Source organism: Streptomyces sp. NPDC000878 (assembly GCF_053599695.1).
In genome coordinates, this window is record NZ_JBSFMT010000003.1 from 321,296 (window position 1) to 343,968 (window position 22,673).

Below are 22,673 nucleotides of genomic sequence, written 5' to 3' on the forward strand. Positions count from 1 at the left end.
GCCTTGACGATGAACGAGCCATGGGGCAAGGACGGACCGGCCGTCGCCGCCCGCCAGGTCACCAAGACCTACGCCAACGGGGTCCGGGCGGTGCGCGCCGTGGACCTGGAGGTCCCGCCGGGCGAGATCCGGGCGGTCGTCGGTGAGAACGGCGCGGGCAAGTCCACGCTGATGAAGATGTTCTACGGCCTCGAACAGCCCAGCGCGGGCGAGATCCTGGTCGGCGGACGGCCCCGCGTGCTGCGGGGTCCGGCCTCGGCGATCGCGCTGGGCGTGGGCATGGTGCACCAGAACCTCATGCTGGTGCCGTCCTTCACCGTCGCCCAGAACGTCGTCCTCGGCGTCGAGCCGGGCCGGCGCGGTCTGGTCGACCCGAAGGCGGCCGTGGAGACGACCGCTCGGCTCGCCGAGGAGTCCGGACTTGTCGTCGACCCCAGGGCGCGCGTCGACGAGGTGTCGGTCGGGATGCGGCAGCGCACCGAGATCCTCAAGGCACTCCACCGGCGGGCCCGCGTGCTGATCCTCGACGAGCCGACCGCCGTGCTCACCCCACAGGAGACCGAGGACCTGTTCGGCGCCGTGCGCCGGCTGCGCGACAACGGGATGACCGTGCTGTTCATCTCGCACAAGCTGCGCGAGGTACGGGAGATCAGCGACAAGGTGAGCGTGATGCGCGCCGGCTCCCTGGTGGGCACGGTCGTCACCGCCGACGCCACCGAACGCTCACTCGCCTCCATGATGGTCGGCCGCGACATGTCCCTGGACGTGGACCGCACCCCCGCCCGACCCGGGGAGACCACCCTGCGGGTACGGGGCCTCGGCTACGAGGCCCCGACCGGCCAGTCCCTGAACGGCCTCGCCTTCGACGTCGCCGCCGGGGAGATCGTCGGCGTGGCCGGCATCGAGGGCAACGGCCAGAGTGAACTCGCCGACATCCTGGCCGGGTTGCGCCGCGGCACCGAGGGCACCGTCCACATCGACGGCACCGACACGGCCGGTCTCGACGTGGCAGGACACCGCAGGGCCGGCATCGGCTACGTACCGGAGGACCGGCTGCACAACGGCGCCGCCCTCGACGCGTCGATCGCCGACAACCTCGTCGTCGACCGTCACGACCGACCGCCCCTCGCCCGCCGTGGCGTCCTGCGCCCGGGTGCCGTACGCGCCCATGCCGAGCGGCTGATCGACCAGTACGCGATCCGTACCCCCGACCCGTCGGTCCCGGTGCGCGCACTGTCCGGCGGCAACATGCAGAAGGTGATCGTCGCCCGCGAACTCTCCGCCGGGCCACGCCTGTTGATCGCCTCGCAGGTCACGCGCGGGGTGGACATCGGCGCGATGCGGTTCATGTACGAGCGCCTGGTCGCCGCGCGTGACGCGGGCGCCGCCGTCCTGTTGATCTCCGCCGACCTCACCGAACTCCTCGCGCTGTCCGACCGGTTGCTCGTCCTCAAGGACGGCCGCCTGGTCGCCCGGTTCGACGACACAGCCGGCCTCACCGAGAAGCGGGTCGGCCTCTACATGCTCGGCGTCGAGCAGCACGACCGGGACCGGCTCACGGCCGGCCTGGAAGACCTGGGGGAGGAGGCCCCGTGACCACCACCCCCCTGACAGCGATCGAGACCGAAGACCGGCGCCAGTACCGAACGACCCGGCGCCGCGACTTCGCCGTCGACCTCAGCATGGCCCTGGCCACCATCCTGGCCGCCCTGGCCATCGGCTTCCTCGTCATGCTCGCCACCGGCAACGACCCGATCCGGGCCTACGAGGTGATGCTCACCGGCCCGCTGGAACGCTCCTTCCGCGTCGGCCGCTGGCTGGAGGACGCCACCACGCTCACCCTGCTCGGGCTGTCGGTCGCGATCCCCTTCCGCGCCCGGCAGATCAGCCTCGGCGCCGAAAGCCAGGTCTACGCCGGTGCGTTGGCGGCGGCGACTGTCGCGATCTTCGTGCCGCTGCCGCCCGTCGTCGCCGTGATCGTGCCGATGGCCGCGGCTGCCGCCGCGGGCGCCGGAATGGGCCTGGTGCCCGGCACGATGAAGGCACGCCTCGGTGCCAACGAGATCGTGGCCACGCTGATGCTCAACGCCATCGTCGTGCGTGTCTACGACTACCTGGTCAACGGCCCGCTGAAGGAGTCGGGCAGCAGCGCCGTGCACTCGAAGTCCATCCAGCAGGACTCCGCGCTCACTCCGCTGAGCGACTGGTTCGGCGTCCCGCTGGGCCGCGCCAACATCGGTTTCGGGGTGATGCTGCTGACCGCCGTCGCGCTGTGGCTGCTCATCACCCGCACCCCGCTCGGCTACCGCATCCGGATGACCGGGGCCAACCCCGACTTCGCGGCGTACGGCGGTATCCGCGTGCCCCGCGTCATCGAGTGGAGCTTCGTCATCGGCGGCGCCGTCGCGGGCCTGGCCGGTGCCCATCTCATCCAGGGCGTGTACGGGCGACTGGAACCGGGGCTCGCCGGCAGCCTCGCCTTCGAAGGGATCGTGGTCGCGTTGCTGGCCAGGAACAACCCGCTGGTCGTCGTGGTCGCCGGACTCTTCTACTCCTACCTGCGCGCCGGGGGCGACATCATGGAACAGCAGACGGACGTCGGCACCGAGATCGTGGTGGTCATCCAGGCGGTCATCGTGCTGCTGGTCACCGCCCAGGCCCTGCCGAACCTGCTCAAGCGGCGCATCGCGCGCAGGCAGGTGGGTGTCCGATGAGTTCCGTGTTCGACGTCGTCCTCAGCAGCGCCTTCCTGGCGGCCGTGCTGCGGATCGCCACGCCGTATCTGCTCGCCGCGTTCGGCGGGCTGGTCGCCGAACGCGCCGGGATCAGCAACATCGCCCTGGAGGGCCAGATGCTCTCCGCCGCCTGCACCGGGGCGCTGGTCGCCGGCTACAGCGGCTCCGTCGCACTGGGCGCGGTCAGCGGCGTCGCGATGGCGACCCTGCTGGGTGTGCTGCTCGCCGCGCTGCGGCTGGAACTGGGCGCCGACGCGATCATCGCGGGCATCGGCCTCAACCTCCTCGCCTCCGGCGGCACCGCCTACGCCGTCTACAGCCTCCTCGACGACAAGGGCGGCACCTCCGGCCTGAAGAGCGGCAGCCTGCCGACGGTCACCCTGCCGGGCATCGAGAACGTGCCGGTGCTCGGTGATGTGCTGAGCGGCCAGAACATGGTCACCTGGCTGGCCTTCCTGGCCGCGCCGTTCGTCGCCTGGCTGTTCTACCGCACCCGCTTCGGCTTCCACCTGCGCGCGGTCGGCGAGATGCCCGACGCAGCCGAGTCCGTGGGGATCGCGGTACGGCGTGTCCAGTACACCGGACTCGCCCTCAGCGGGGCACTCGCCGGACTTGCCGGCGTCTTCCTCAGCATGGGCTACGTCTCCTTCTTCGTACGGGACATGACGGCCGGCCGCGGCTTCATCGCCCTCGCCGCCGTGTTCCTCGGCGGCCTGCGGCCGTGGGGTGTCTTCCTCGCCGCACTCGGTTTCGGAGCGGCGGAGGCACTGGCCGTGCAGCTCGGCACGCTCGACGTACCGCCGCAGCTGGTGTCGACGATCCCGTACGTGATGACGCTGGTCGCGCTCGCGCTGTACGCCTGGCGCCGCAAGCGCCGGGGCCGTGCAGTGCCGGCCGCTGCCTCACTCTGACGCCTCGGCCACACCCCTCTTCCCTCAACTCTTCCCTCAACCACAGAGCTCTCCCACCACCCGCGATTCGCCGAGCGAACGGGGCGGCGAGCCATGCCCGCACGCTCCCTTCGCCTCCCCTTCCGAAGGACACCCATGCGCCACAGATCTCCAGCGCGCCGCAGACGCGCGCTTCTCAGCTGCCTTGCCACGGCCGGCCTCCTCGGCAGCCTCGGGCTCACGAACGGGTTCGCGGCGCGATCCGGGGCGGACTACTCGGGAAAGCCGCAGGACGTGCGGCTCCTCGACACCCTCACGGTGCCCGCCGGAACGACCGAGTTCGGCATGCCGTTCGGCGGGTTGTCCGGCATCGACTACGACCCGCGGTCCGGCGAGTACGTCGCCCTCAGCGACGACCGCTCGGAGAACGGCAAGGCCCGCTTCTACACCCTCCGACTGCCGCTCGACGGGGCGGCCTTCGCCGACGACAAGCCCGCCCTCGACGGCCTGACCGTGCTCGCCGACACCACCGGTGAACCCTTCGCCCCCAAGGCGGTCGACCCCGAGGCGATCCGCTGGACCCCGGGCGGCAAGAGCCTGCTCTGGACCAGCGAGGGAGCCTCCTCCGCCGGTCAGCCCGCCTTCGTCCGCGAGGCTGCCACGTCCGGTGGGTACGTCCGCGAACTGCCGCTCCCCAAGGCGTACGCCCCCGTCCGATCGGCCTCGGGCACCCTCACCGCCGGGGTGCGCAACAACCAGGCCCTGGAGGGGCTCACCCTCTCCCCGGACGGGCGCACGGTGACCACCATCACCGAGAACGCCCTCGTCCAGGACGGCCCGGCGGCCGGGCTGACGGCCAAGAGCCCCTCCCGCCTGCTGCTGATGGACCGTCGTACAGGGAAGCCGGAGGCCGAGCACGTCTACGAGGTCGACCCGATCTCCGACGCGCCCACCGCACCCCTGCCCGCCCCGGTCGGCACCTACTCGGCGGACCGGGGCGTCTCCGAGATCCTCGCGATCAACGAGACCGACTACCTCACCGTCGAACGGTCCTTCGCCTCCGGTGTCGGCTTCTCCATCCGCCTCTACTGGACCAGCACCATCGGCGCGACCGACGTCAACGGCAAGGACGCCCTGTCCGGCACCGAGAAGCCCATGCCGAAGAAGCTGCTGTACGACTTCACCACCTCCGGCACCGACGCCGACAACGTCGAGGGCATCACCTGGGGGCCGCGACTGCCCGACGGCTCCCGCTCGCTCGTCCTCGTCGCCGACGACAACTTCGGCTTCAACGGCAGCGTCACCAAGTTCCATCTGCTGTCGGTGCGTTCGGGGCTGTTGGCGCACCGCACACCGGACGTCAACGGCGACGGCGCCGTCAGCGCCAAGGACCTGGCGGCCGTCCCGACCGCCGGCCCGGCCGGAGACCTCGACGGCAACGGCCGTACGGACGCCGCCGACGTCCGCCTGTGGATCTCGTACACCCGCGCCTTTCCCACCACCCAGAAACCGCCGTCCACCGTCGACGTCCAGTTGCTGTCCTTCAACGACTTCCACGGAAACCTGGAACCGCCCACCGGCCGCGACGCCAACCTCGGCTCGAAGCTCGACCCGAAGTCCACGCCGGTCGGCGGCGCGGAATACCTCGCGGCCCGGCTGGGCCAGCTGAGGCAGGGCACCGACACCTCGCTGACCGTCGCCGCGGGCGACATCATCGGCGCCAGCCCCTTCCTGTCCGGCCTCTTCCACGACGAACCCACCGTCGAATCCATGGAGAAGCTGCACCTGGACGTCACCAGCGTCGGCAACCACGAGTTCGACGAGGGCACCGACGAACTGCTGCGCATGCAGCACGGGGGCTGCCACCCCGAGGACGGCTGCTTCATCAAGGACGAGCCGTACGACGGCGCCGAGTTCCCCTGGCTGGCCGCCAACGTCATCGACCGCGCTTCCGGCAAGCCTCTCCTGGCGCCCACCTGGGTCAAGCGGGTGGACGGGGTGAAGGTCGGCTTCATCGGCATGACCCTGGAGGGCACCCCCGAGGTCACCGGCCAGTCCGGCATCACCTCCGTACGCTTCCTCGACGAGGTGCAGACCGCCAACGCCTCCGCCCGCGCACTGCGCCGCCAGGGCGTGGAGGCGATCGTCGTGCTGCTCCACGAAGGGGGCGTGCAGGCCGGGTCGTACGGCCAGTGCGACGGCATCTCAGGGCCGATCGTCGACATCGCCAAGAACCTCGACCCGGCGATCGACACCGTGGTGACCGGGCACACACACCAGCCGTACATCTGCTCCCTGCCCGACCCGGCCGGCCGTCCCCGCCTGGTCACCTCCGCGTCGTCGTTCGGCCGGGTGATCACCGAGACACGGCTGCCGGTGGATCGCCGCACCGGAGATGTCGTACGGGACCAGGTCGCCGCGATGAACCACCTCGTCACCCGCACCGGCGCCAAGGACACCGACCAGACCGCCGTCATCGACAAGTGGAAGGCACTGTCGGCGCCACTGGCCAACCGGATCGTCGGCAGCGTCACCGCCGACATCACCCGCTCCGAGACCCGCGACGCCGAGTCCGACCTGGCGAACCTGATCGCCGACGCCCAACTGGCCGCGACCTCGGCACCGGAGCGCGGCGGGGCCCAGATCGCCCTGATGAACCCGGGCGGGGTACGGGCGGACCTGGTGCACGCATCATCGACGGGCGGCGAGGCGCCCGGCGAGATCACCTACGCGGAGGCCTACGCCGTACAGCCCTTCGCCGGATCCCTGGTCTCCGTGAACCTGACGGGGGCCCAGATCGAGAAGATCCTGGAGGAGCAGTTCAACGACTCCGGTACCCGGGCACCCACCCTCATGCTCGGCGTCTCCAAGGGCCTGACGTACTCCTTCTCGCGTGGCGCCCCGGTCGGCGACCGCATCGACCCGACGTCGATCACGCTCAACGGCGAACCACTGAAGCCGGACGCCACCTACCGGGTGACCGCGAACACCTTCCTCGCCGCGGGCGGCGACGGATTCACCACCTTCGCCGAGGGCACCGACCCCGTCGGCGGCGGGGACGACATAGCGGCCCTCACCGACCACCTCACCGCCCACAGCCCGGTCACCCCACCCGGCACCGACCGAGTGACCGAACTGCCCTGACCACGGCCCCGGCCTGCCCGGGCCGCACCTCCACCTGATGCGGCCCTCGTATGCGGTGACGGCGATGACCGGCCCGGATCCGGCCGAATTGTCTGCCTACGGCTGGCCCGGTTCTGTCCTGGCCACGTAGACCGTGTTGGTCGAGGTGCCGCCTTGCAGGGGATTGTCGAAGTCGACGACGTGGGCCGCTGATTGCGGAAAGACCTCTGTGAGTGCGGAGGTGAACTGTTTGTCCGGCGGGTCGTTCGACCACAGGGCGAAGACCCCGCCCGGGCGGAGGTGTTCGGTGAGAGCCCGGAGCCCGGCAGGCTGGTAGAGCGCCGCGTGGCGCGGGTGGAGCACATGGCGCGGTGAATGGTCGACATCCAACAGAATGGCGTCGAAGCGGCGGCCCGGCTCCCTCGGGTCCAGACCGCCCGAATCAGCCGCCATCGCGAAGAAGTCGCCTTGGACCAGGCGGCAGCGGGCGTCCGAAGTCAGCCGGGCGCCGAGAGGGACCAGGCCCCGCTGATGCCAGTCGATGACTTCGGCGAGCGTGTCGATCACGGCCAGCGAGCGCACCCGGGGGTCGTCCAGCACGGCAACGGCGGTGTACCCGAGTCCGAGTCCGCCGACGGCGACGTCCAGTTCGGTGCCGGGCAGTTTCGCCAGTCCGAGTTCCGCGAGCGCGATCTCGCCGGCTGTGAAGAGGCTGGACATCAGGAACTCGTCGCCGAGCTTCACCTCGTACACATCGGTGTCCGATGCCGGGTCGCGTCGGCGCCGCAGGCTGATGTCGCCCATGGCTGTCGGGCGCCAGTCGATCTCCTCGAAACGCGCGCTCATCCGTCTACCTTTCTGACGCACCGTCGGTGCTCGAAGCCGGCGCCTGGAACGTCGCTCTGCGCAGGTGTGGACGCAGGCGCGAAACTGTCTCCGCCCTGCCGACAGGGCAGGGACGGAGAGGGGAAGGGGGCCGCCGGTCAGGCGTCGATGATGACGGGGATGATGAGGGGCCTGCGGCGGTGGGTACGGAAGGCCCAGTTCGCCACGGCACGGGCGATGAGCTGTTCCAACTGGTGTGCGTCGCCGACGCCTTCCTGGGCCGCGGTCGCCAGAGTCTTCTCGATGACGGGGATGACCGGTTCGAAAGTGGTGTCGTCATGGACGAACCCGCGGGCCAGGAAGTCGGGAGTCTCGGCGAGCGCGCCCGTGTCGGCGTCGACGATCGCCACCACGGTGACCACACCTTCCTCCGCGAGGGTGACGCGGTCCTTCAGAGACGCCTCGGTGGCTCCGCCGACCTCCATGCCGTCCACATAGACGTTGCCCGCGGGCACCTTGCCGGTGATCGACGCACGCCCGTCCACGAGGTCGACGACGACGCCGTCCTCGGCGATGACCACTCGCTCGGGATCGACCCCCGTACGGATGGCCAGGTCTGCGTTGGCCCGCAGGTGACGCCATTCGCCGTGCACGGGCATGACATTGCGGGGCTTGACGATGTTGTAGCAGTACACGAGCTCACCGGCGCTGGCGTGTCCGGAGACGTGCACCTTGGCGTTGCCCTTGTGGACGACATGGGCGCCCCACCGGGTCAGCCCGTTGATCACCCGGTAGATGGCGTTCTCGTTGCCGGGGATCAGGGAGCTGGCGAGCAGGACGGTGTCGCCCTTGCCGATGCGGATCACATGGTCGCGGTTGGCCATCCGGGACAGAGCTGCCATCGGCTCGCCCTGGGATCCGGTGCACACCAGGGCGATCTTGTGGTCCGCCAGCTTCTCCATTTCCTTGGTACTCACGACCAGGCCGCTGGGAACCTTCAGATACCCGAGGTCGCGGGCGATGCCCATGTTGCGGACCATGGAGCGGCCCACGAAGGCGACCTTGCGGCCGTGCTGGTGCGCGGCGTCCAGGACCTGCTGGATGCGGTGCACGTGGCTGGCGAAACTGGAGACGATCACCCGGCGCGGGGCGGTACGCATCACCTGCTCGATCGCGGGGTTCAGCTCGCGCTCGGACGTGGTGAAGCCGGGGACCTCGGCGTTGGTGGAGTCGGTGAGGAAGAGATCGACGCCCTCCTCGCCGAGGCGGGCGAAGGCGCGCAGGTCGGTGATCCGGTCGTCGAGCGGGAACTGGTCCATCTTGAAGTCGCCCGTGTGCAGCACCATCCCGGCCCCGGTACGGATGGCGACCGCGAGGCTGTCCGGGATGGAGTGGTTCACCGCCACGAACTCGCAGTTGAAGGGGCCGAAACCGCGCCGGTCGCCCTCACGTACCCGCACCGCGCGCGGCCGGATTCCGTGCTCCTTGAGCTTGGCCTCAAGGAACGCCAGTGTCAGCTTCGAGCCCACGACAGGGATGTCGGAGCGCTCTCGCAGGAGGTACGGCACGGCACCGATGTGGTCCTCGTGGCCATGGGTGAGCACCACGGCCACGATGTCGTCCAGACGATCGCGGATCGAGGTGAAGTCCGGGAGGATCACGTCCACGCCGGGCTGGGTCTCTTCGGGGAACAGCACGCCGCAGTCGACGATGAGCAGCTTGCCGGCATGCTCGAAGACGGTCATGTTGCGGCCGATCTCGCCCAGACCGCCCAGGGCGGTGACCCTCAGCCCTCCTTCAGGCAGGGGAGGGGCGGTTTTCAGTTCGGGATGCGGATGACTCATATTCCGACGTTACCGGAGAGTCTGCCGAGGTGATCCACTGACTGCCCCACCAGCCGGTTCAACACGGCGCGGCCGAGGCGCGGTCAGTGGGTGGAGCGGGGGCTGCTACGGCAGCGGACGGGACAGCGCGCGCGAGGCAGGCAGTTCAACAGAGCACACCCAAAGGCTGCCCGTTACGCGGACCGGCCGACCACGGCACCCAGATGACATCCGCCTACGAAAATCTTGCCAGAGCCGTGAACGCGACCTGAAGTTCCGGGCGCGGGATCTCTTGTGGCGACGTCACCCGCTGCCGGGGGCTGGTCAAGTTCTGTGGTGGGCCCGTCGGTCGCGGTGCGCTGGTGACGCGGCGTCGTCCTGGACGCGATGACGGCTGGGGTGGCTCACGGCTCGGTGGGCACGCACAGGACCGGAGTGGGGGACAGGTGCAGCAGTTTGTGGGGCGTCGAGCCCAGCAGCGCTCCGCGAAGGGGGCTCTCGCCCCAGCTGCCGACCACGATGAATCTTGCCGCATGGCGCGAGGCGGCGTCGATCAGCGCCTCCGCCGGCTTCCGGTCGACGAGTTCCACGGTGGTCCGCACTCCGGCCTCGTCGGCCACCCTGACGGCGTGACCGAGCGCCACGCGTCCGGCCTCGTGCACGGCCTCGCTGTGAGCGGTGTACTCCTCGCCGACGGCGCCTGGTGCCGCGGCGCCGTAGACCACCACGAGCGGTTCACCGAACGCGGACGACACCTCGATGGCGACGCGCAGCGCGCGGACCGCCCCGGGGGACTCGTCGTATCCGAGGACGACCGACATCTTCACAGCTCCTTGTCGCCGTGGACGAGTTCGGGGTCGGCCACTCCGGGGCGTTCCGACCAGAAGGCGGGCGACACCACGCGCCACACGACCATGAGGACCACACCCGTGAGGGAGATGCCGATACCGATGACCAGCGGAGGACCGAGCCCGAACCACGAGACGCCGCTGTAGGAGTTCGCGGGATCGGACATGTCGGCGACCGATTCCACCAGCAGCCAGGCCAGCAGTCCGGCGCCGACCAGCGGACCGAGGCCGATGAGTACGAAGTGGCGCAGGCTCTCGGTCAGATGGCGGCGGTAGTAGACCGCGCACGCGACGCCCGTGAGCGCGTAGTAGAACGCGATCAGCAGGGACAGTGCGGTCAGCGAGTCGAACAGGGCGTTCTCGCTGATCTGGCGGACGACCAGGTACCAGGCGATGGCGATGCCGGCGACCCACCACGTACTCACGTCGGGGGTGCGGAACCGTGTGTGGATGTGATCGAAGTGCGCCGGCAGCGCGCGACGACGTGCCATGGACAGCGCCGTGCGCGAGGCGGGGATGATCGTCGTCTGCGTCGATGCCAGCCCGGAGGTCGAGACCGCCAGCAGCACGACCCAGTCCCAGCCTCCCATCGCCTCCTCGGCGAGCAGGGCGAAGACGAACTCCTCTTCCTCGGCGTTCTCGGCCAGGAACGCCGTACCGGCGTAGGCAACGACCGCGAAGGCGACCGACACGTAGGTCACCAGCAGGATGACCGTCGACCAGACGGCCGCCTTGCCGGGAGCGGTGGCGGAGTTCTCGACCTCCTCGGTGAGGTTGACCGCCGACTCCCAGCCCCAGTAGATGAACACGCCCAGCAGCAGGGCCCCGGTCAGCGAGGCGCCTCCGGCACCGAAGGGGTCCAGCCATCTGATCGACGGGTCGGTGGAGTCGAGAGTGCTGGTTCCGGCGTACACGCGGTAAAGCGCCACCACGGCGAAGGCGAGCAGACAGGCGACCTGCGCGAGGATGAGCATGTTCTGCACCCTGGCCGACACCTCGGTGCCGATGACGCACACGGCCGTCATCACAAGGATGAGCAGCACCGTGAGCGACTGGCGTACGAGGTCGTTGTCCACCCAGCTGTCGAGGCCGAAGGCGAGGAGGGCGAAGGTCACCGCCACGTCCGCCAGTGATCCGACCACGAGGACTCCGGTCATCGCGATGGCCCATCCGCCGAGCCATCCGGTCCAGGGGCCCATCGCCCGGGTGACCCACGAGAAGGTCGTCCCGCAGTCCTGGTCGACCTTGTTGAGGTAGTAGAACGCCGATGCGATCAGCAGCATCGGTACGAATGAGGCGACCATCACGCCGGGGGCGTAGATGCCCACGAGCGCCACGACCGGGCCGATGGCCGCAGCCAGCGAGTACGCCGGGGAGGTGGCGTTGAGCCCGATGACGAGTGCGTCGACGAACCCGATCGCATTGGCTTTCAAGCCGTCGGGCGGGTGTGTGTCCGGGGTGTCGCTGGCCATGGTGCCTCGCTTTGATCGTGCGTGACCCCATCAAACAGCTGAAAATACACTTTCTGTGTTATTAGTGTGATTCCGGTGTATCTATCACTCGTGTGCGGGAACGTCTTCGCGCATGGACCACGGTGGGCCGTACTCCGTCAGCAGGTCGAGGTCGAGGAACGGCCGGGGAAGTAGTGCCTCAGGGCCGAGCACTCCGCTGCCGTGCCAGGCCTCGGAGGCGATCATCCTGGGCGAGCCCCTGCAGGACGAGCGGGGGCGCCACCTGCTCGGGTGGCAGAACACGGGCGAATTCCCGGCAGGAGCCCAGCCACCGGTGCCCGTCGTGCACTCGGACGGGACCCCTGTGCCCCTCGGGCGGACCTTCGTAGTCGTCCAGACCGGTGAGCACGAGGCTGTCTGTCGCGAGCAGTTGCCCTCCGCTCTCCGCGTCCTCCAGCAGCCAAGGACCGAGTGCCTCGTCCTCCGGCACCAACCACACCCGGCTGCAGGCCCAGCCGCGCACCTCGGCTCCTTCGTCGGCCCAGCCGAACAGCTCGTATGTCCCACGCCGGGGTTCCCCGAACAGCCCCTCCGCCTCGGCGTAGACGCCCCAGGCATGGCCGTGCTCCGTCCCGGTCAGCGTGTATCGTGCCCGCCCGCGATCGTCTTCGTCCTCATGCATGACGGAATGGACCGCGGCAGTTGGGACGTTCAGCGCGCACTGGTGGAGGACGGGTCTCTCGGATGGCGTGAAGAGTGACCTCTGTGGAGCCGCCCCGGGAAGGGGCGGCCCCACGCACAGCTGCGGCTGGGTTCCGGGTGTCAGCCGGTAGGCGTCCTTGGCCATGAGGCGCATCTTCTTACTGAACCCGCCGGACCCGCCGAAGGGTGACATGGAGTCCTGGTTGTTCCTGTCGGAGATGGCCGAGCGACCGCAGACCTCGGTCCAGATGGGAACGGTCCCCGTTGATGTTGTACAGGTGCATGGTGCCGTTGGCCTGGGCGGCGTAGGTCTGGACGTCCCCGTACCGGCCTCTTCATCCCCGCTATGACGCCGCAGTTGATCCAACTTGTCATGCTCAGCAACATCATCGGTGCCACTGACATACCAGGGCACAGAGCCGCTACTCGACGCCAAGACCAATCGCCTCACCCGCGCCGCACTGCCATTGGCCGGCACGAATGATGCCTGGAGCTGCCGTGGGCGGGGCGGCCGGCCCGTGAATGGTCCGGATCTTGATCCTCAGATCCGGCCGATGCGGGGTCCGCCTCCGGACGCCCCGGGACCCCGGACCTGGTGTGACTTCTCCCACCTGCTCTTGCCGGGGCGAGGAACGCTTACCTACGTTCGGTCGCATGTCCTCCCATGGCCGTGGCCTTCCTGGCGAACCGGACGAACCCGCTGAGACGAGCATGCCTGCGGCGGACCGACCTGGCGCCCTCCCCACGGTCGACTTCGCCGTAGACCTGAGCTCACACGAACTGCTCCGGCGCGCTCATGTCCTGGACGCTCTCGGCTCCGACTGGGACCCCGTCGCCGCACTGCACGGCGAGGCAGCGGCGTACGAGCTGCTGTATTCCGGCCTCGGCGCGGAGCAGCAGCGGGTGTACGACGAGCTGGTCTCCGCCGGTGTTCTTCCGCGGAGAGGGGACGGCCATGCTGCCGCTTGACCCGCAGGCCGACATCGGGCGTCGTGCCTGGGTGGCCTGCCCGAGCTGCGACGACCGTCGCGGGTGCGGCACCTGCGAGCAGGGGCGCACCTGCTCCGAGCACTGGCGCTACCTGCTCTCCAACGTCGGCAGCCTGCTCCACCTGCAGTGCCGGTCGTGCACCCACATCTGGACGCACGAGACCCGTTTCGGTGCCACCCGCTCCCCGTGGGAGCGCATTACCAGCGGCCTGCGACGACAGTGATCACTGACAACGGCTGATTCGGTGAGCCGGGTCGCCGGTGTCGCCGCGGGCCATGGCCGGTGAGGCCGGACGGCGGATCGGCGCCCGCTTTCGGATGACCTCACCGTCTGCCGTCGGGAACGGCAGGCCGCCTTGGCCGAGGATCGCGGTCGGCGGTCATCCCTGCCTGCCGTTCGTCCGCCCGGAGGCAGCCGTGCACATCCTGATCCTGGCCAGCGCGTTCAACAGCCTCACCCAGCGCGCCCACGCCGAACTGCGCGACCGCGGCCACACCGTGGCGGTGGAACTGGCCCTGCCCGGCAGCCCGTTGCCGGAAGCCGTGCGGCGGCACGCGCCGCAGCTCATCGTGGCGCCGATGCTGAAGACGGAGATTCCCGAAGAGGTGTGGGCGGCGCACACGTGCCTCGTCGTCCATCCGGGGCCCGTGGGCGACCGAGGACCGTCCTCCCTGGACTGGGCGATTCACGAGGGCGTCGATCAGTGGGGCGTCACCGTCCTGCAGGCCGACGGGGAGATGGACGCCGGTGACGTGTGGGCCTCCGTCGAGTGTCGGATCCCTCAGGTGCCCAAGAGCGAGCTGTACCGGGGTGAGATCGCCGACGCCGCGATCGAAGCCGTCATGCTCGCGGTGGAGCGCTTCGCCGGGGGAACCCACGTACCGCGCAAGCAGGACGCGACGGGTGCCCGTACGCGCTCGCGTCCCTACCTCGACCAGAGCGTCCGGCGGATCGACTGGGCCGAGGACTCCACGCGGACCGTGCTGCGCAAGCTGAGGGCGGCCGACTCTCAGCCCGGTGTGCTGGACGTGCTGCTCGGCGGTGAGTGGTATCTGCACGGCGGTCATCCCGAGAGCGTGTTGCGGGGCCGCCCGGGCGAGCTGCTGGCCACCCGGGCCGGGGCCGTCTGCCGGGCCACCAGGGACGGTGCCGTGTGGATCCCCGAACTGCGGCCCCGGCGCGGGCCCGGGCAGCCGCCCACGTTCAAACTGCCCGCTGCGCGGGCCCTGGGCGACCGGCTGCCCCCGCTGCCCGAGAACCCCCTGCCCCTGTTGCCCGAGGTGCGGCACCCCACCTGGACGGACATCCGCTACCGGGAGGACGGGAACGTGGGCTTCCTGTCGTTCTCCTTCCCCGGTGGCGCCATGAGCACGGAGCAGTGCCGACGTCTGCTGGACGCCTACCGGGAAGCGTGCGCGCGGCCCACGTCGGTGCTGGTGCTGGGCGGCGAACGGGACTTCTTCTCCAACGGGATCCACCTCAACGTCATCGAGGCCGCCGAAGACCCCGGCGCCGAGTCCTGGGCGAACATCAACGCCATCGACGATCTGGTCGAGGCGGTCCTGACGACGACGGACCGCCTGGTGGTCTCGGCGGTCGCGGGCAACGCCGCGGCGGGCGGAGTGATGCTCGCCCTGGCGGTCGACGAGGTCTGGTGCCGCTCGGGCGCCGTGCTGAACCCGCACTACCGTCTGATGGGCCTGTACGGCTCCGAGTACTGGACCCACACCCTGCCGCGCAGGGTGGGGCCCGCGACCGCCGAACGGCTCATGCATGAGGCCCTCCCGGTGAGTTCGGCGAGCGCACTGCGCCTCGGGCTCGTCGACCGGGTGGTCGACTGCGATCCTGATGAGTTCGCGCGGGAGATCGGTGGCCTGGCGGCGCGCCTGGCGTCACTTCCGGCGACGGCATCACGGATCACCGCGAAGAAGACGGAGCTGGACCGGCTGGAGAGCGCGACCCCGCTGGCCGGCTTCCGTGAGCGGGAGCTGGCCCGGATGCGCCGGACCTTCGACGACCCGGACGCCCCGTACCACGCCCTGCGCCGTTCCTTCGTCCACAAGGAGCGGCCGGCGTGCACCCCGCCGCACCTCGGTCCGTCCGCGGTTGCGCAATCCGGTCCGACCCCCTCTGCCGCGGATGTCACCGGAACGGCCCTCGAAGGTGTCTCGTCACGGCCGAACGGCTGATACGAAGAAGAACGACGGCCGAAATGCAGGCTTTCATCCCTTACCTCCCCAGGAGGCGGTCCCATGACTGAGGCGACGACGAAGACGGTCGGCGCTGCGCCCGCCGACGAGACACCCACGATCCACATTCTCTGGATCAACGCGGGGCTGAGCTGCGACGGCGACTCGGTCGCGTTGACGGCGGCGATGCAGCCCAGCATCGAGGAGATCGTGCTGGGTGCGCTGCCGGGTCTTCCCAAGATCGCCGTCCATTGGCCGCTCATCGACTTCGAGTGCGGTCCGGTCGGTGGTTCGGACACGTTCATCGAGTGGTTCTTCAAGGGGGAGCGGGGCGAGATCGACCCGTTCGTCCTGGTCGTCGAGGGCTCCATTCCCAATGAGGCGATCAAGCCCGAGGGCTACTGGTGCGGCTTCGGCGACAACCCGGAGACCGGCCAGCCGATCACCACCAGCGAGTGGATCGACCGGCTCGCCCCGAAGGCACTGGCGGTCGTCGCCATCGGCACCTGCGCCGCCTACGGCGGTATCCACGCCATGGCGGGCAACCCGACCGGCGCCATGGGCGTGCCGGACTACCTCGGCTGGGACTGGAAGTCCCACGCCGGCATCCCCATCGTGTGCGTCCCTGGTTGTCCGATCCAGCCCGACAACTTCTCCGAGACGCTCACCTATCTGCTCTACCAGGCGGCCGGCTCCGCCCCGATGATCCCGTTGGACGACAAGCTGCGTCCCACCTGGCTGTTCGGGGCCACCGTGCACGAGGGCTGCGACCGCGCGGGCTACTACGAACAGGGCCAGTTCGCGCTGTCGTACGACTCGCCGACGTGCCTGGTCAAGCTCGGCTGCTGGGGCCCGGTCGTCAAGTGCAATGTGCCCAAGCGCGGCTGGATGAACGGGATCGGCGGCTGCCCCAACGTCGGCGGCATCTGCATCGCCTGCACCATGCCCGGGTTCCCCGACAAGTTCATGCCGTTCATGGACGAGCCCCCCGGCGCCAAGCTGTCCAGCAGCGCCAGCGGGGCGTACGGCGCCGTGGTCCGCAGGTTGCGGTCGATCACTGCCAGGACGGTGGACAAGGAGCCCAAGTGGCGCCGCGCCGGAGACAAGATCACCACCGGCTACCGACCCCCGTGGTGAGCATCCGCCGCGAGTGACGCGAGTAATCCGCTCCCCGCTTCGTGCACCCCCCCACATCAACCTCCCGCGCAACGAAGGGCACGGCACACAGATGGCACCGAAGACGAAGGCGGCCGGCGACGGCAGCGGCCTGGTGGAGATGGCCTGGGACCCGATCACCCGGATCGTGGGCTCCCTGGGCATCCACACGAAGATCGACTTCAAGCAGAAGCGGGTCGCGGAGTGCTACAGCACGTCGTCGGTCTTCCGCGGCTACAGCGTCTTCATGCGCGGCAAGGACCCCCGCGACGCCCACTTCATCACCAGCCGGATCTGCGGCATCTGCGGGGACAACCACGCCACCTGCTCGGTGTACGCGCAGAACATGGCGTACGGCGTGAAGCCCCCGCACCTCGCTGAGTGGATCATCAACCTCGGTGAGTCCGCGGAGTACATGTTCGACCACAACATCTTCCAGGAGAACCTGGTCGGGGTCGACTACTGCGAGAAGATGGTCAAGGAGACCAACCCCGGTGTCCTCGAACTCGCCGAGCGCACCGAGGCCCCCCACGCGGCCGAGCACGGCTACCGCACGATCGCCGACATCATGCGCTCGCTGAACCCCCTCGAAGGGGAGTTCTACCGCGAGGCCCTCCAGGTCAGCCGCTACACGCGCGAGATGTTCTGCCTGATGGAGGGCCGCCATGTGCACCCCTCCACGCTCTACCCGGGCGGCGTCGGCACCATCGCCTCCGTACAGCTCTTCACGGACTACCTCAGCCGCCTGATGCGCTACGTGGAGTTCATGAAGCGCGTCGTGCCCCTGCACGACGACCTGTTCGACTTCTTCTACGAGGCGCTGCCGGGATACGAGGAAGTGGGCCGCCGCCGGGTACTCCTCGGCTGCTGGGGCGCGCTCAACGACCCCGAGTACTGCGACTTCACCTACGCCAACATGACCGACTGGGGCCGGCGTATGTTCGTCACGCCCGGTGTCATCGTCGACGGCAAGCTGGTCACCAACGACCTCACCGACATCAACCTCGGCATCCGCATCCTGCTGGGCAGCTCCTACTACGAGGACTGGCAGGGGCAGGAGCAGTTCGTCACCCACGACCCGCTCGGCAACCCGGTGGACCCGCGCCACCCGTGGAACCAGCACACCATCCCCGCCCCGCAGAAGCGCGACTTCGACGACAAGTACAGCTGGGTCATGTCCCCGCGCTGGTTCGACGGCAAGGACCACCTCGCCCTGGACACCGGCGGCGGCCCCATCGCCCGCCTGTGGTCGACCGCGCTGTCCGGCCTCGTCGACATCGGGTACGTCAAGGCGACCGGCCACAGCGTGGTCATCAACCTGCCGCGCACCATGACCAAGCCCGAGACCACCTTCGAGTGGAAGATCCCGAAGTGGTCCAACGCGCTGGAGCGCAACCGCGCCCGCACCTACTTCCAGGCGTACGCCGCCGCCGTCGCCCTGCACTGCGCCGAGAAGGGCCTCGCGGAGGTCCGCGCCGGACGCACCCAGACCTGGGAGAAGTTCGAGGTCCCGGACGAGGGGCTCGGCGTCGGCTTCACCGAGGCGGTCCGCGGTGTCCTCTCCCACCACATGGTGATCCGCGACGGCAAGATCGCCAACTACCACCCGTACCCGCCCACGCCCTGGAACGCCAGCACCAGAGACAGCTTCGGCACGCCCGGCCCGTACGAGGACGCCGTGCAGAACACGCCCATCTTCGAGGAGAACACCCCGGAGAACTTCAAGGGCATCGACATCATGCGCGCCGTCCGCAGCTTCGACCCCTGTCTGCCCTGTGGCGTCCACATGTACGTCGGCGGCGGCAAGACCGTGAAGTCGATGCACGTGCCCACCGGCCTGAGCGGACTGGGCGGATGAGCGCGCCGACGGCGACGGCGCCGGTGAACGCGGAGCAGACCGGACGCCGTGTCGAGGAGGTGCTGGAGCGGCTGACCGCGAGCGGCGACCCGGCCGCCGCCGCGGCGGCGGAGGAACTCGTCCGCTCCCTCATGGACTTCTACGGTGCCGGCCTGGCCCGCATCCTTCACCTGCTGTCCTCCGCTCCCGGCGAAGCGTCGGCGGGACTGCTCGGTGACGAACTGGTCGCGAGCCTGCTCGTCCTGCACGAGCTGCACCCCGAGGACCGAGACACCCGCATCGCCCGCGCCCTCGACGTCGTACGGGAACACGCCCTGGACGTCGTGGACTTCGACGAGGAGAGCGGCACGCTGACGCTGCGGGCCCGGGAGGCGGGTGGCTGCGGTTGCGGCTCCGGCGAGGGCGCCCGCGAGGCAGCGGAGGCGGCGCTCGCCTGCTTCGCGCCGGAGGTCAGGGCGGTCGACGTACAGACCGCGTCCGCCGGGCCCACACTCCTCCAGATCAGCACGGCACCGACGGGAGCCCGATGACGGCGTCCCCGGCGACGCGCACGACCGGCCTGCGGAGGTTCCTCACCGAGAGACCTCCGCAGCCCGAACGGTGCGAGCTGTGCGCCGTCACGGTGGAGGCGGGCCACCGTCATCTCGTCGACACCGAGAAACGCGCCCTCGCCTGCGCCTGCACCCCCTGTGCGCTGCTGATGGCAGAGCCGGGCGCCGCCGCGGGCCGCTTCCGCACGGTCCCGGCCCGCTACCTCACCGACCCCGGACACCGCCTCGACGAGAGCGCGTGGGACGCGTTGCAGATCCCGGTCGGCGTCGCCTTCCTCTTCCGCAACGCGGCGCTCGACCGGCTGGTCGCCCTCTACCCGAGCCCGGCCGGAGCCACCGAGAGCGAACTCGAACCGGCCACCTGGACGGACGTCCTCGGCGGCAGTCGCCTCGCCGAACTGCTCGAACCCGACGTGGAGGCGCTGCTGCTGCGCCGCACCGACGGCCGCTTCGAGTGCCACCTCGTACCGATCGACATCTGCTACGAACTCGTCGGCCGTATGCGCCTGTTGTGGCAGGGCTTCGACGGCGGGGCCGAGGCCCGCGCCGCGCTGGACGCGTTCTTCGCGGACGTCGCGCGACGCGCCAGGTCCGTCGGCGAGGCGGGACATTCGTCGAAGGAGGCGGTACGGCCGTGACCGCGTTCTCCTTCGCCTGCATCGGTGTCCGCGCCGACCGGTACGCCGCCGGGCCGACCCTCGTCTTCCGGCTGCGCGTCACCGCCGCCGACAACGCCCACGTGCACGCCCTCGCGCTGCGCTGCCAGATCCGTATCGAACCCGCCCGCCGCGGCTACGAGCCCGCCGAGGCCGACGGTCTCGCGGACCTCTTCGGCGAGCGCTCGCGCTGGGGCAGCACGCTCCAACCGGTGCAGTTCGCCCAGGTCTCGGTCATGGTCCCGAGCTTCACCGGAGAGATCGAGGCCGACCTCGTCGTGCCCTGCACCTACGACATGGAGATCGCCGCCACCCGCTACCTCACCGCCCTCATCGACGGCGAGGTTCCGCTGCTGATGCTCTTCTCCGGTACGGCGTTCACCGGAGCGGGCGGCTTCCAGGTCGAGCCGGTGCCATGGGACCGGGAGGCGGCCTTCCGGATGCCGGTCACCACCTGGCGGGAGATGGTCGAGCAGCACTTCCCCGGCTGCGGCTGGATCCGGCTGCCCCGCGACACCATGGACGCCCTCCTCTCCTACCGCTCCCGGCACGCCCTGCCCTCCTGGGAGGCGACCCTCAAGGCCCTGCTCGACGCCGACAGCGCCGCCGAACCGCCCCGGAGCGACCCGTTCCGTGCGCTCACCGCCACCACCGGAAGGACGGATCCGTGACCGTGACCGCGTTCGCCCCCGCTACGGAGGAGCGGTTCGCCCTCGCCCGGCAGGTGGCCGACGCCGTCCTCTTCGAGGGCTATGTGCTCTACCCGTACCGTGCCTCCGCGGCCAAGAACCGGCTGCGCTGGCAGTTCGGGGTGCTGGTGCCACCCGGCTGGGGCGCCGAGTGCGAGGAGCATGACTTCCAGCACACCGAGTGCCTGATGGAACCGAAGGCGGGCGCGACCCTCTCGGTCGAGGTGCGCTTCCTGCACGCCCGACGGCGCACGGTGCAGCAGGCCCGCCCGGACGGCGGCTACGACACGGTCTCCGAGCTGCACCTCGACGACCGGGTGCTGGTGCCCTGGGACGAGGGCACCGAGGAGCGTGTCGAGGTCGTCGCGTCGGTGGATGAACTCCTCGGCGACGGCATCACCCACCCTTTCCGGCTCCCCGCCCGGGAGGACACCGCACCGGTCCTGGACGCGGCCGGCCGGACCGTCGGCCGACTGGTCCGGCGGTGTGCGGAGATCAGCGGGACGGTCCGGCTGTCCGCCCGCGAGCTCGACGGTCCCTACCGGGCCATGCGGCTGACCGCCGTCGTCGAGAACACCAGCGACTGGACACCCCCCGAGGGACACGCCGCCGACCGGGACGCGGCGCTGCCGCACTCCCTCGTGGCCACCCACCTCCTCATGGCCCTCAGCGCCGGATCGTTCCTGTCGATGACCGATCCCCCCGAGTGGGCGAAGGGCGCGGTCGCCGCCTGCCGCAACCTGCACACCTGGCCCGTACTCGCCGGCGAACCCGGCAGCGCCGACCTCGTGCTGTCCTCGCCGATCATCCTGGAGGACCATCCGGCCATCGCACCGGAGAGCCCCGGCGCGCTCTACGACGCCACCGAGATCGACGAGATCCTCGCGCTGCGCACCGCGGCCCTCACCGACGAGGAGAAACGCGAGGCCAGGGGCACCGACGACCGGGCGGCCGCCGTGATCGAGCTGGCGGACTCGATGCCGGCCGAGGTGCTTGAGCGCTTGCACGGGGCGGTACGGAGTCTGCGCGAGGTCACAGGTCCCGGCCCCGCCGCCCCGGACCTCGGCTTCCCCGACGAGTTCGGGGTGCAGCGCCTGGACACCCCCTGGTGGGACCCCGCGAGCGACGCGGGCTTCGACCCGACGCAGGACCGCGTGGTCGTGGACGGCCGGTCGGTGGGCAAGGGCAGCCGCGTCGAGCTGCACCCGGGCCTGCGGCGCACCGACGCGCAGGACATCTTCCTGCGGGGCCGCACCGCGAAGGTCGAGGCGGTGCTGCACGACGTCGACGGCGGCGTGCACCTGGCCGTCACGGTCGAGGGCGACCCGGGCGCCGACATCCGCCGCGAGCAGGGACGGTTCCTGTACTTCCAGCCCGACGAGATCACACCGCTGGAGGACGACGTATGAACCTTCCCCCACCGGCCGGCCCAAGGACCCTCGTGGCGGGCATCGGCAACATCTTCCTCGGCGACGACGGCTTCGGCGTGGAGACCGCGCGCCGGCTGGCCGAACGGCAACTGCCGCAGCACGTCGAGGTGGTGGACATCGGCGTACGGGGCGTCCACCTCGCCTACCAGGTCCTGGACGGCTACGACACCCTTGTCCTGGTGGACGCCACGGCGCGCGGCGAAGCCCCCGGCACGCTGTACGTGATCGAGCACGACGGCCCCGGCTGCGATACCGGCGCCGTCCCCGCGATCGACGGTCACCGGATGACCCCCGACGCCGTCCTGTCCCTGCTGGGCACACTCTGTGCCGGCACCGGCGGACAACCGCCGCGACGCGTCCTGATCGTCGGCTGCGAACCGGCCTCCGTCGAGGAGGGCATCGGTCTCAGTCCGCCGGTGTCCGACGCAGTACCGCAGGCCGTCCGGCTGATCGAAGAGCTGCTGCAGGGCGGCGTGCAGTCCGTGGCGCAGGCCTCAACCGCTGAGGCTTCGACGTGAGGAGAGATGGATGAAGAAGATCGTCATCGGCGGAGCGGCCCTGGCCGCCCTGGGCGCCCTCCTGGCCGGGTTGCTTCCCGACGTCAGGCGCTATCTGCGGATCCGGCGGATGTGAACCGTGGGTGCCACTCGGTGTCCCATGCGGTTGCGTCGAACGGCGTACCTGCCGGCCGGTGACGGCGTGCCGGGCCGCGCGACCCGGGTGCGCGCGCCTCTAATGAAGGCCGACCGGAGGCAGGC

19 protein-coding genes and 1 pseudogene are annotated in these 22,673 nt (G+C 70.0%); 15 read left to right on the forward strand and 5 right to left on the reverse strand.

The features are described 5' to 3' along the window. The first annotated feature begins 9 nt into the window (after window positions 1-9). From ACWDR4_RS05030 to ACWDR4_RS05045, 4 genes are all read left to right on the forward strand, one after another. Window positions 10-1,596: an ABC transporter ATP-binding protein gene (locus ACWDR4_RS05030; RefSeq protein ID WP_450403974.1), complete on the forward strand. Its 1,587-nt coding sequence runs from the start codon at window positions 10-12 to the stop codon at window positions 1,594-1,596. Then, window positions 1,593-2,714, forward strand: a complete 1,122-nt coding sequence (locus tag ACWDR4_RS05035; protein WP_450403977.1) for an ABC transporter permease — start codon at window positions 1,593-1,595, stop codon at window positions 2,712-2,714. Before ACWDR4_RS05030 ends, ACWDR4_RS05035 begins: the two co-directional genes overlap by 4 nt. After that, window positions 2,711-3,646 carry an ABC transporter permease gene (locus ACWDR4_RS05040; protein WP_450403979.1) on the forward strand — a complete coding sequence of 312 codons (936 nt, stop codon included), beginning with the start codon at window positions 2,711-2,713 and terminating at the stop codon, window positions 3,644-3,646. The genes ACWDR4_RS05035 and ACWDR4_RS05040 overlap by 4 nt, the downstream gene beginning before the upstream one ends. A gap of 135 nt (window positions 3,647-3,781) precedes the next feature. After that, window positions 3,782-6,769: an esterase-like activity of phytase family protein gene (locus tag ACWDR4_RS05045; protein ID WP_450403982.1), complete on the forward strand. Its 2,988-nt coding sequence runs from the start codon at window positions 3,782-3,784 to the stop codon at window positions 6,767-6,769. Window positions 6,770-6,865: 96 nt separating this feature from the next. Here the strand turns inward: ACWDR4_RS05045 and ACWDR4_RS05050 are convergent, their stop codons facing one another. The 5 genes and pseudogenes from ACWDR4_RS05050 to ACWDR4_RS05070 form a co-directional block, all read right to left on the reverse strand. Further along, on the reverse strand, window positions 6,866-7,594 hold the full coding sequence (locus ACWDR4_RS05050; protein ID WP_450403984.1) for a spermidine synthase: 729 nt from the start codon (window positions 7,592-7,594) through the stop codon (window positions 6,866-6,868). A 137-nt stretch (window positions 7,595-7,731) separates the two neighbouring features. Next, a complete protein-coding gene (locus tag ACWDR4_RS05055) occupies window positions 7,732-9,417 on the reverse strand; it encodes a ribonuclease J (protein ID WP_450403987.1) in 1,686 nt (561 codons plus the stop codon). A 383-nt stretch (window positions 9,418-9,800) separates the two neighbouring features. Further along, entirely contained in the window at window positions 9,801-10,217 is a 417-nt protein-coding gene (locus ACWDR4_RS05060; RefSeq protein WP_450403989.1) for a universal stress protein, read from the reverse strand. 2 nt (window positions 10,218-10,219) lie between these two features. Then, on the reverse strand, window positions 10,220-11,716 hold the full coding sequence (locus tag ACWDR4_RS05065) for an APC family permease (protein WP_450403992.1): 1,497 nt from the start codon (window positions 11,714-11,716) through the stop codon (window positions 10,220-10,222). 184 nt (window positions 11,717-11,900) lie between these two features. Continuing rightward, window positions 11,901-12,377 (reverse strand): annotated as a pseudogene (locus ACWDR4_RS05070) (barstar family protein); the annotation flags it as partial. 674 nt (window positions 12,378-13,051) lie between these two features. Here ACWDR4_RS05070 and ACWDR4_RS05075 point away from each other — a divergent pair. The 11 genes from ACWDR4_RS05075 to ACWDR4_RS05125 all read left to right on the forward strand — a co-directional run bounded on the left by ACWDR4_RS05075 (window position 13,052) and on the right by ACWDR4_RS05125 (window position 22,548). Continuing rightward, window positions 13,052-13,366: a DUF6400 family protein gene (locus tag ACWDR4_RS05075; protein ID WP_450403994.1), complete on the forward strand. Its 315-nt coding sequence runs from the start codon at window positions 13,052-13,054 to the stop codon at window positions 13,364-13,366. Further along, window positions 13,353-13,610, forward strand: coding sequence for a hypothetical protein (locus ACWDR4_RS05080; RefSeq protein ID WP_450403997.1), 258 nt, complete (start codon window positions 13,353-13,355; stop codon window positions 13,608-13,610). The genes ACWDR4_RS05075 and ACWDR4_RS05080 overlap by 14 nt, the downstream gene beginning before the upstream one ends. A 193-nt stretch (window positions 13,611-13,803) precedes the next feature. Then, the gene (locus ACWDR4_RS05085; protein WP_450404000.1) at window positions 13,804-15,576 is read left to right on the forward strand and encodes an enoyl-CoA hydratase-related protein; all 1,773 of its coding nucleotides are present in this window, start codon (window positions 13,804-13,806) and stop codon (window positions 15,574-15,576) included. Between the two features lie 63 nt (window positions 15,577-15,639). Beyond that, a complete protein-coding gene (locus ACWDR4_RS05090) occupies window positions 15,640-16,713 on the forward strand; it encodes an NADH-quinone oxidoreductase subunit B family protein (RefSeq protein WP_450404003.1) in 1,074 nt (357 codons plus the stop codon). Between the two features lie 91 nt (window positions 16,714-16,804). Next, complete coding sequence (locus ACWDR4_RS05095) at window positions 16,805-18,589, forward strand: nickel-dependent hydrogenase large subunit (RefSeq protein ID WP_450404006.1); 1,785 nt, start codon at window positions 16,805-16,807, stop codon at window positions 18,587-18,589. Next, window positions 18,586-19,119 carry a hypothetical protein gene (locus tag ACWDR4_RS05100; protein ID WP_450404008.1) on the forward strand — a complete coding sequence of 178 codons (534 nt, stop codon included), beginning with the start codon at window positions 18,586-18,588 and terminating at the stop codon, window positions 19,117-19,119. Before ACWDR4_RS05095 ends, ACWDR4_RS05100 begins: the two co-directional genes overlap by 4 nt. Continuing rightward, a complete protein-coding gene (locus ACWDR4_RS05105) occupies window positions 19,116-19,778 on the forward strand; it encodes a DUF5947 family protein (protein ID WP_450404011.1) in 663 nt (220 codons plus the stop codon). Before ACWDR4_RS05100 ends, ACWDR4_RS05105 begins: the two co-directional genes overlap by 4 nt. Continuing rightward, the gene (locus tag ACWDR4_RS05110) at window positions 19,775-20,467 is read left to right on the forward strand and encodes a DUF6084 family protein (protein WP_450404013.1); all 693 of its coding nucleotides are present in this window, start codon (window positions 19,775-19,777) and stop codon (window positions 20,465-20,467) included. Before ACWDR4_RS05105 ends, ACWDR4_RS05110 begins: the two co-directional genes overlap by 4 nt. After that, window positions 20,464-21,894, forward strand: coding sequence for a hypothetical protein (locus ACWDR4_RS05115; RefSeq protein ID WP_450404016.1), 1,431 nt, complete (start codon window positions 20,464-20,466; stop codon window positions 21,892-21,894). The genes ACWDR4_RS05110 and ACWDR4_RS05115 overlap by 4 nt, the downstream gene beginning before the upstream one ends. After that, on the forward strand, window positions 21,891-22,433 hold the full coding sequence (locus ACWDR4_RS05120) for a hydrogenase maturation protease (RefSeq protein ID WP_450404019.1): 543 nt from the start codon (window positions 21,891-21,893) through the stop codon (window positions 22,431-22,433). Before ACWDR4_RS05115 ends, ACWDR4_RS05120 begins: the two co-directional genes overlap by 4 nt. Window positions 22,434-22,443: 10 nt before the next feature. Further along, the gene (locus tag ACWDR4_RS05125; protein WP_450404020.1) at window positions 22,444-22,548 is read left to right on the forward strand and encodes a DUF6893 family small protein; all 105 of its coding nucleotides are present in this window, start codon (window positions 22,444-22,446) and stop codon (window positions 22,546-22,548) included. The last annotated feature ends 125 nt before the right edge of the window (window positions 22,549-22,673 follow it).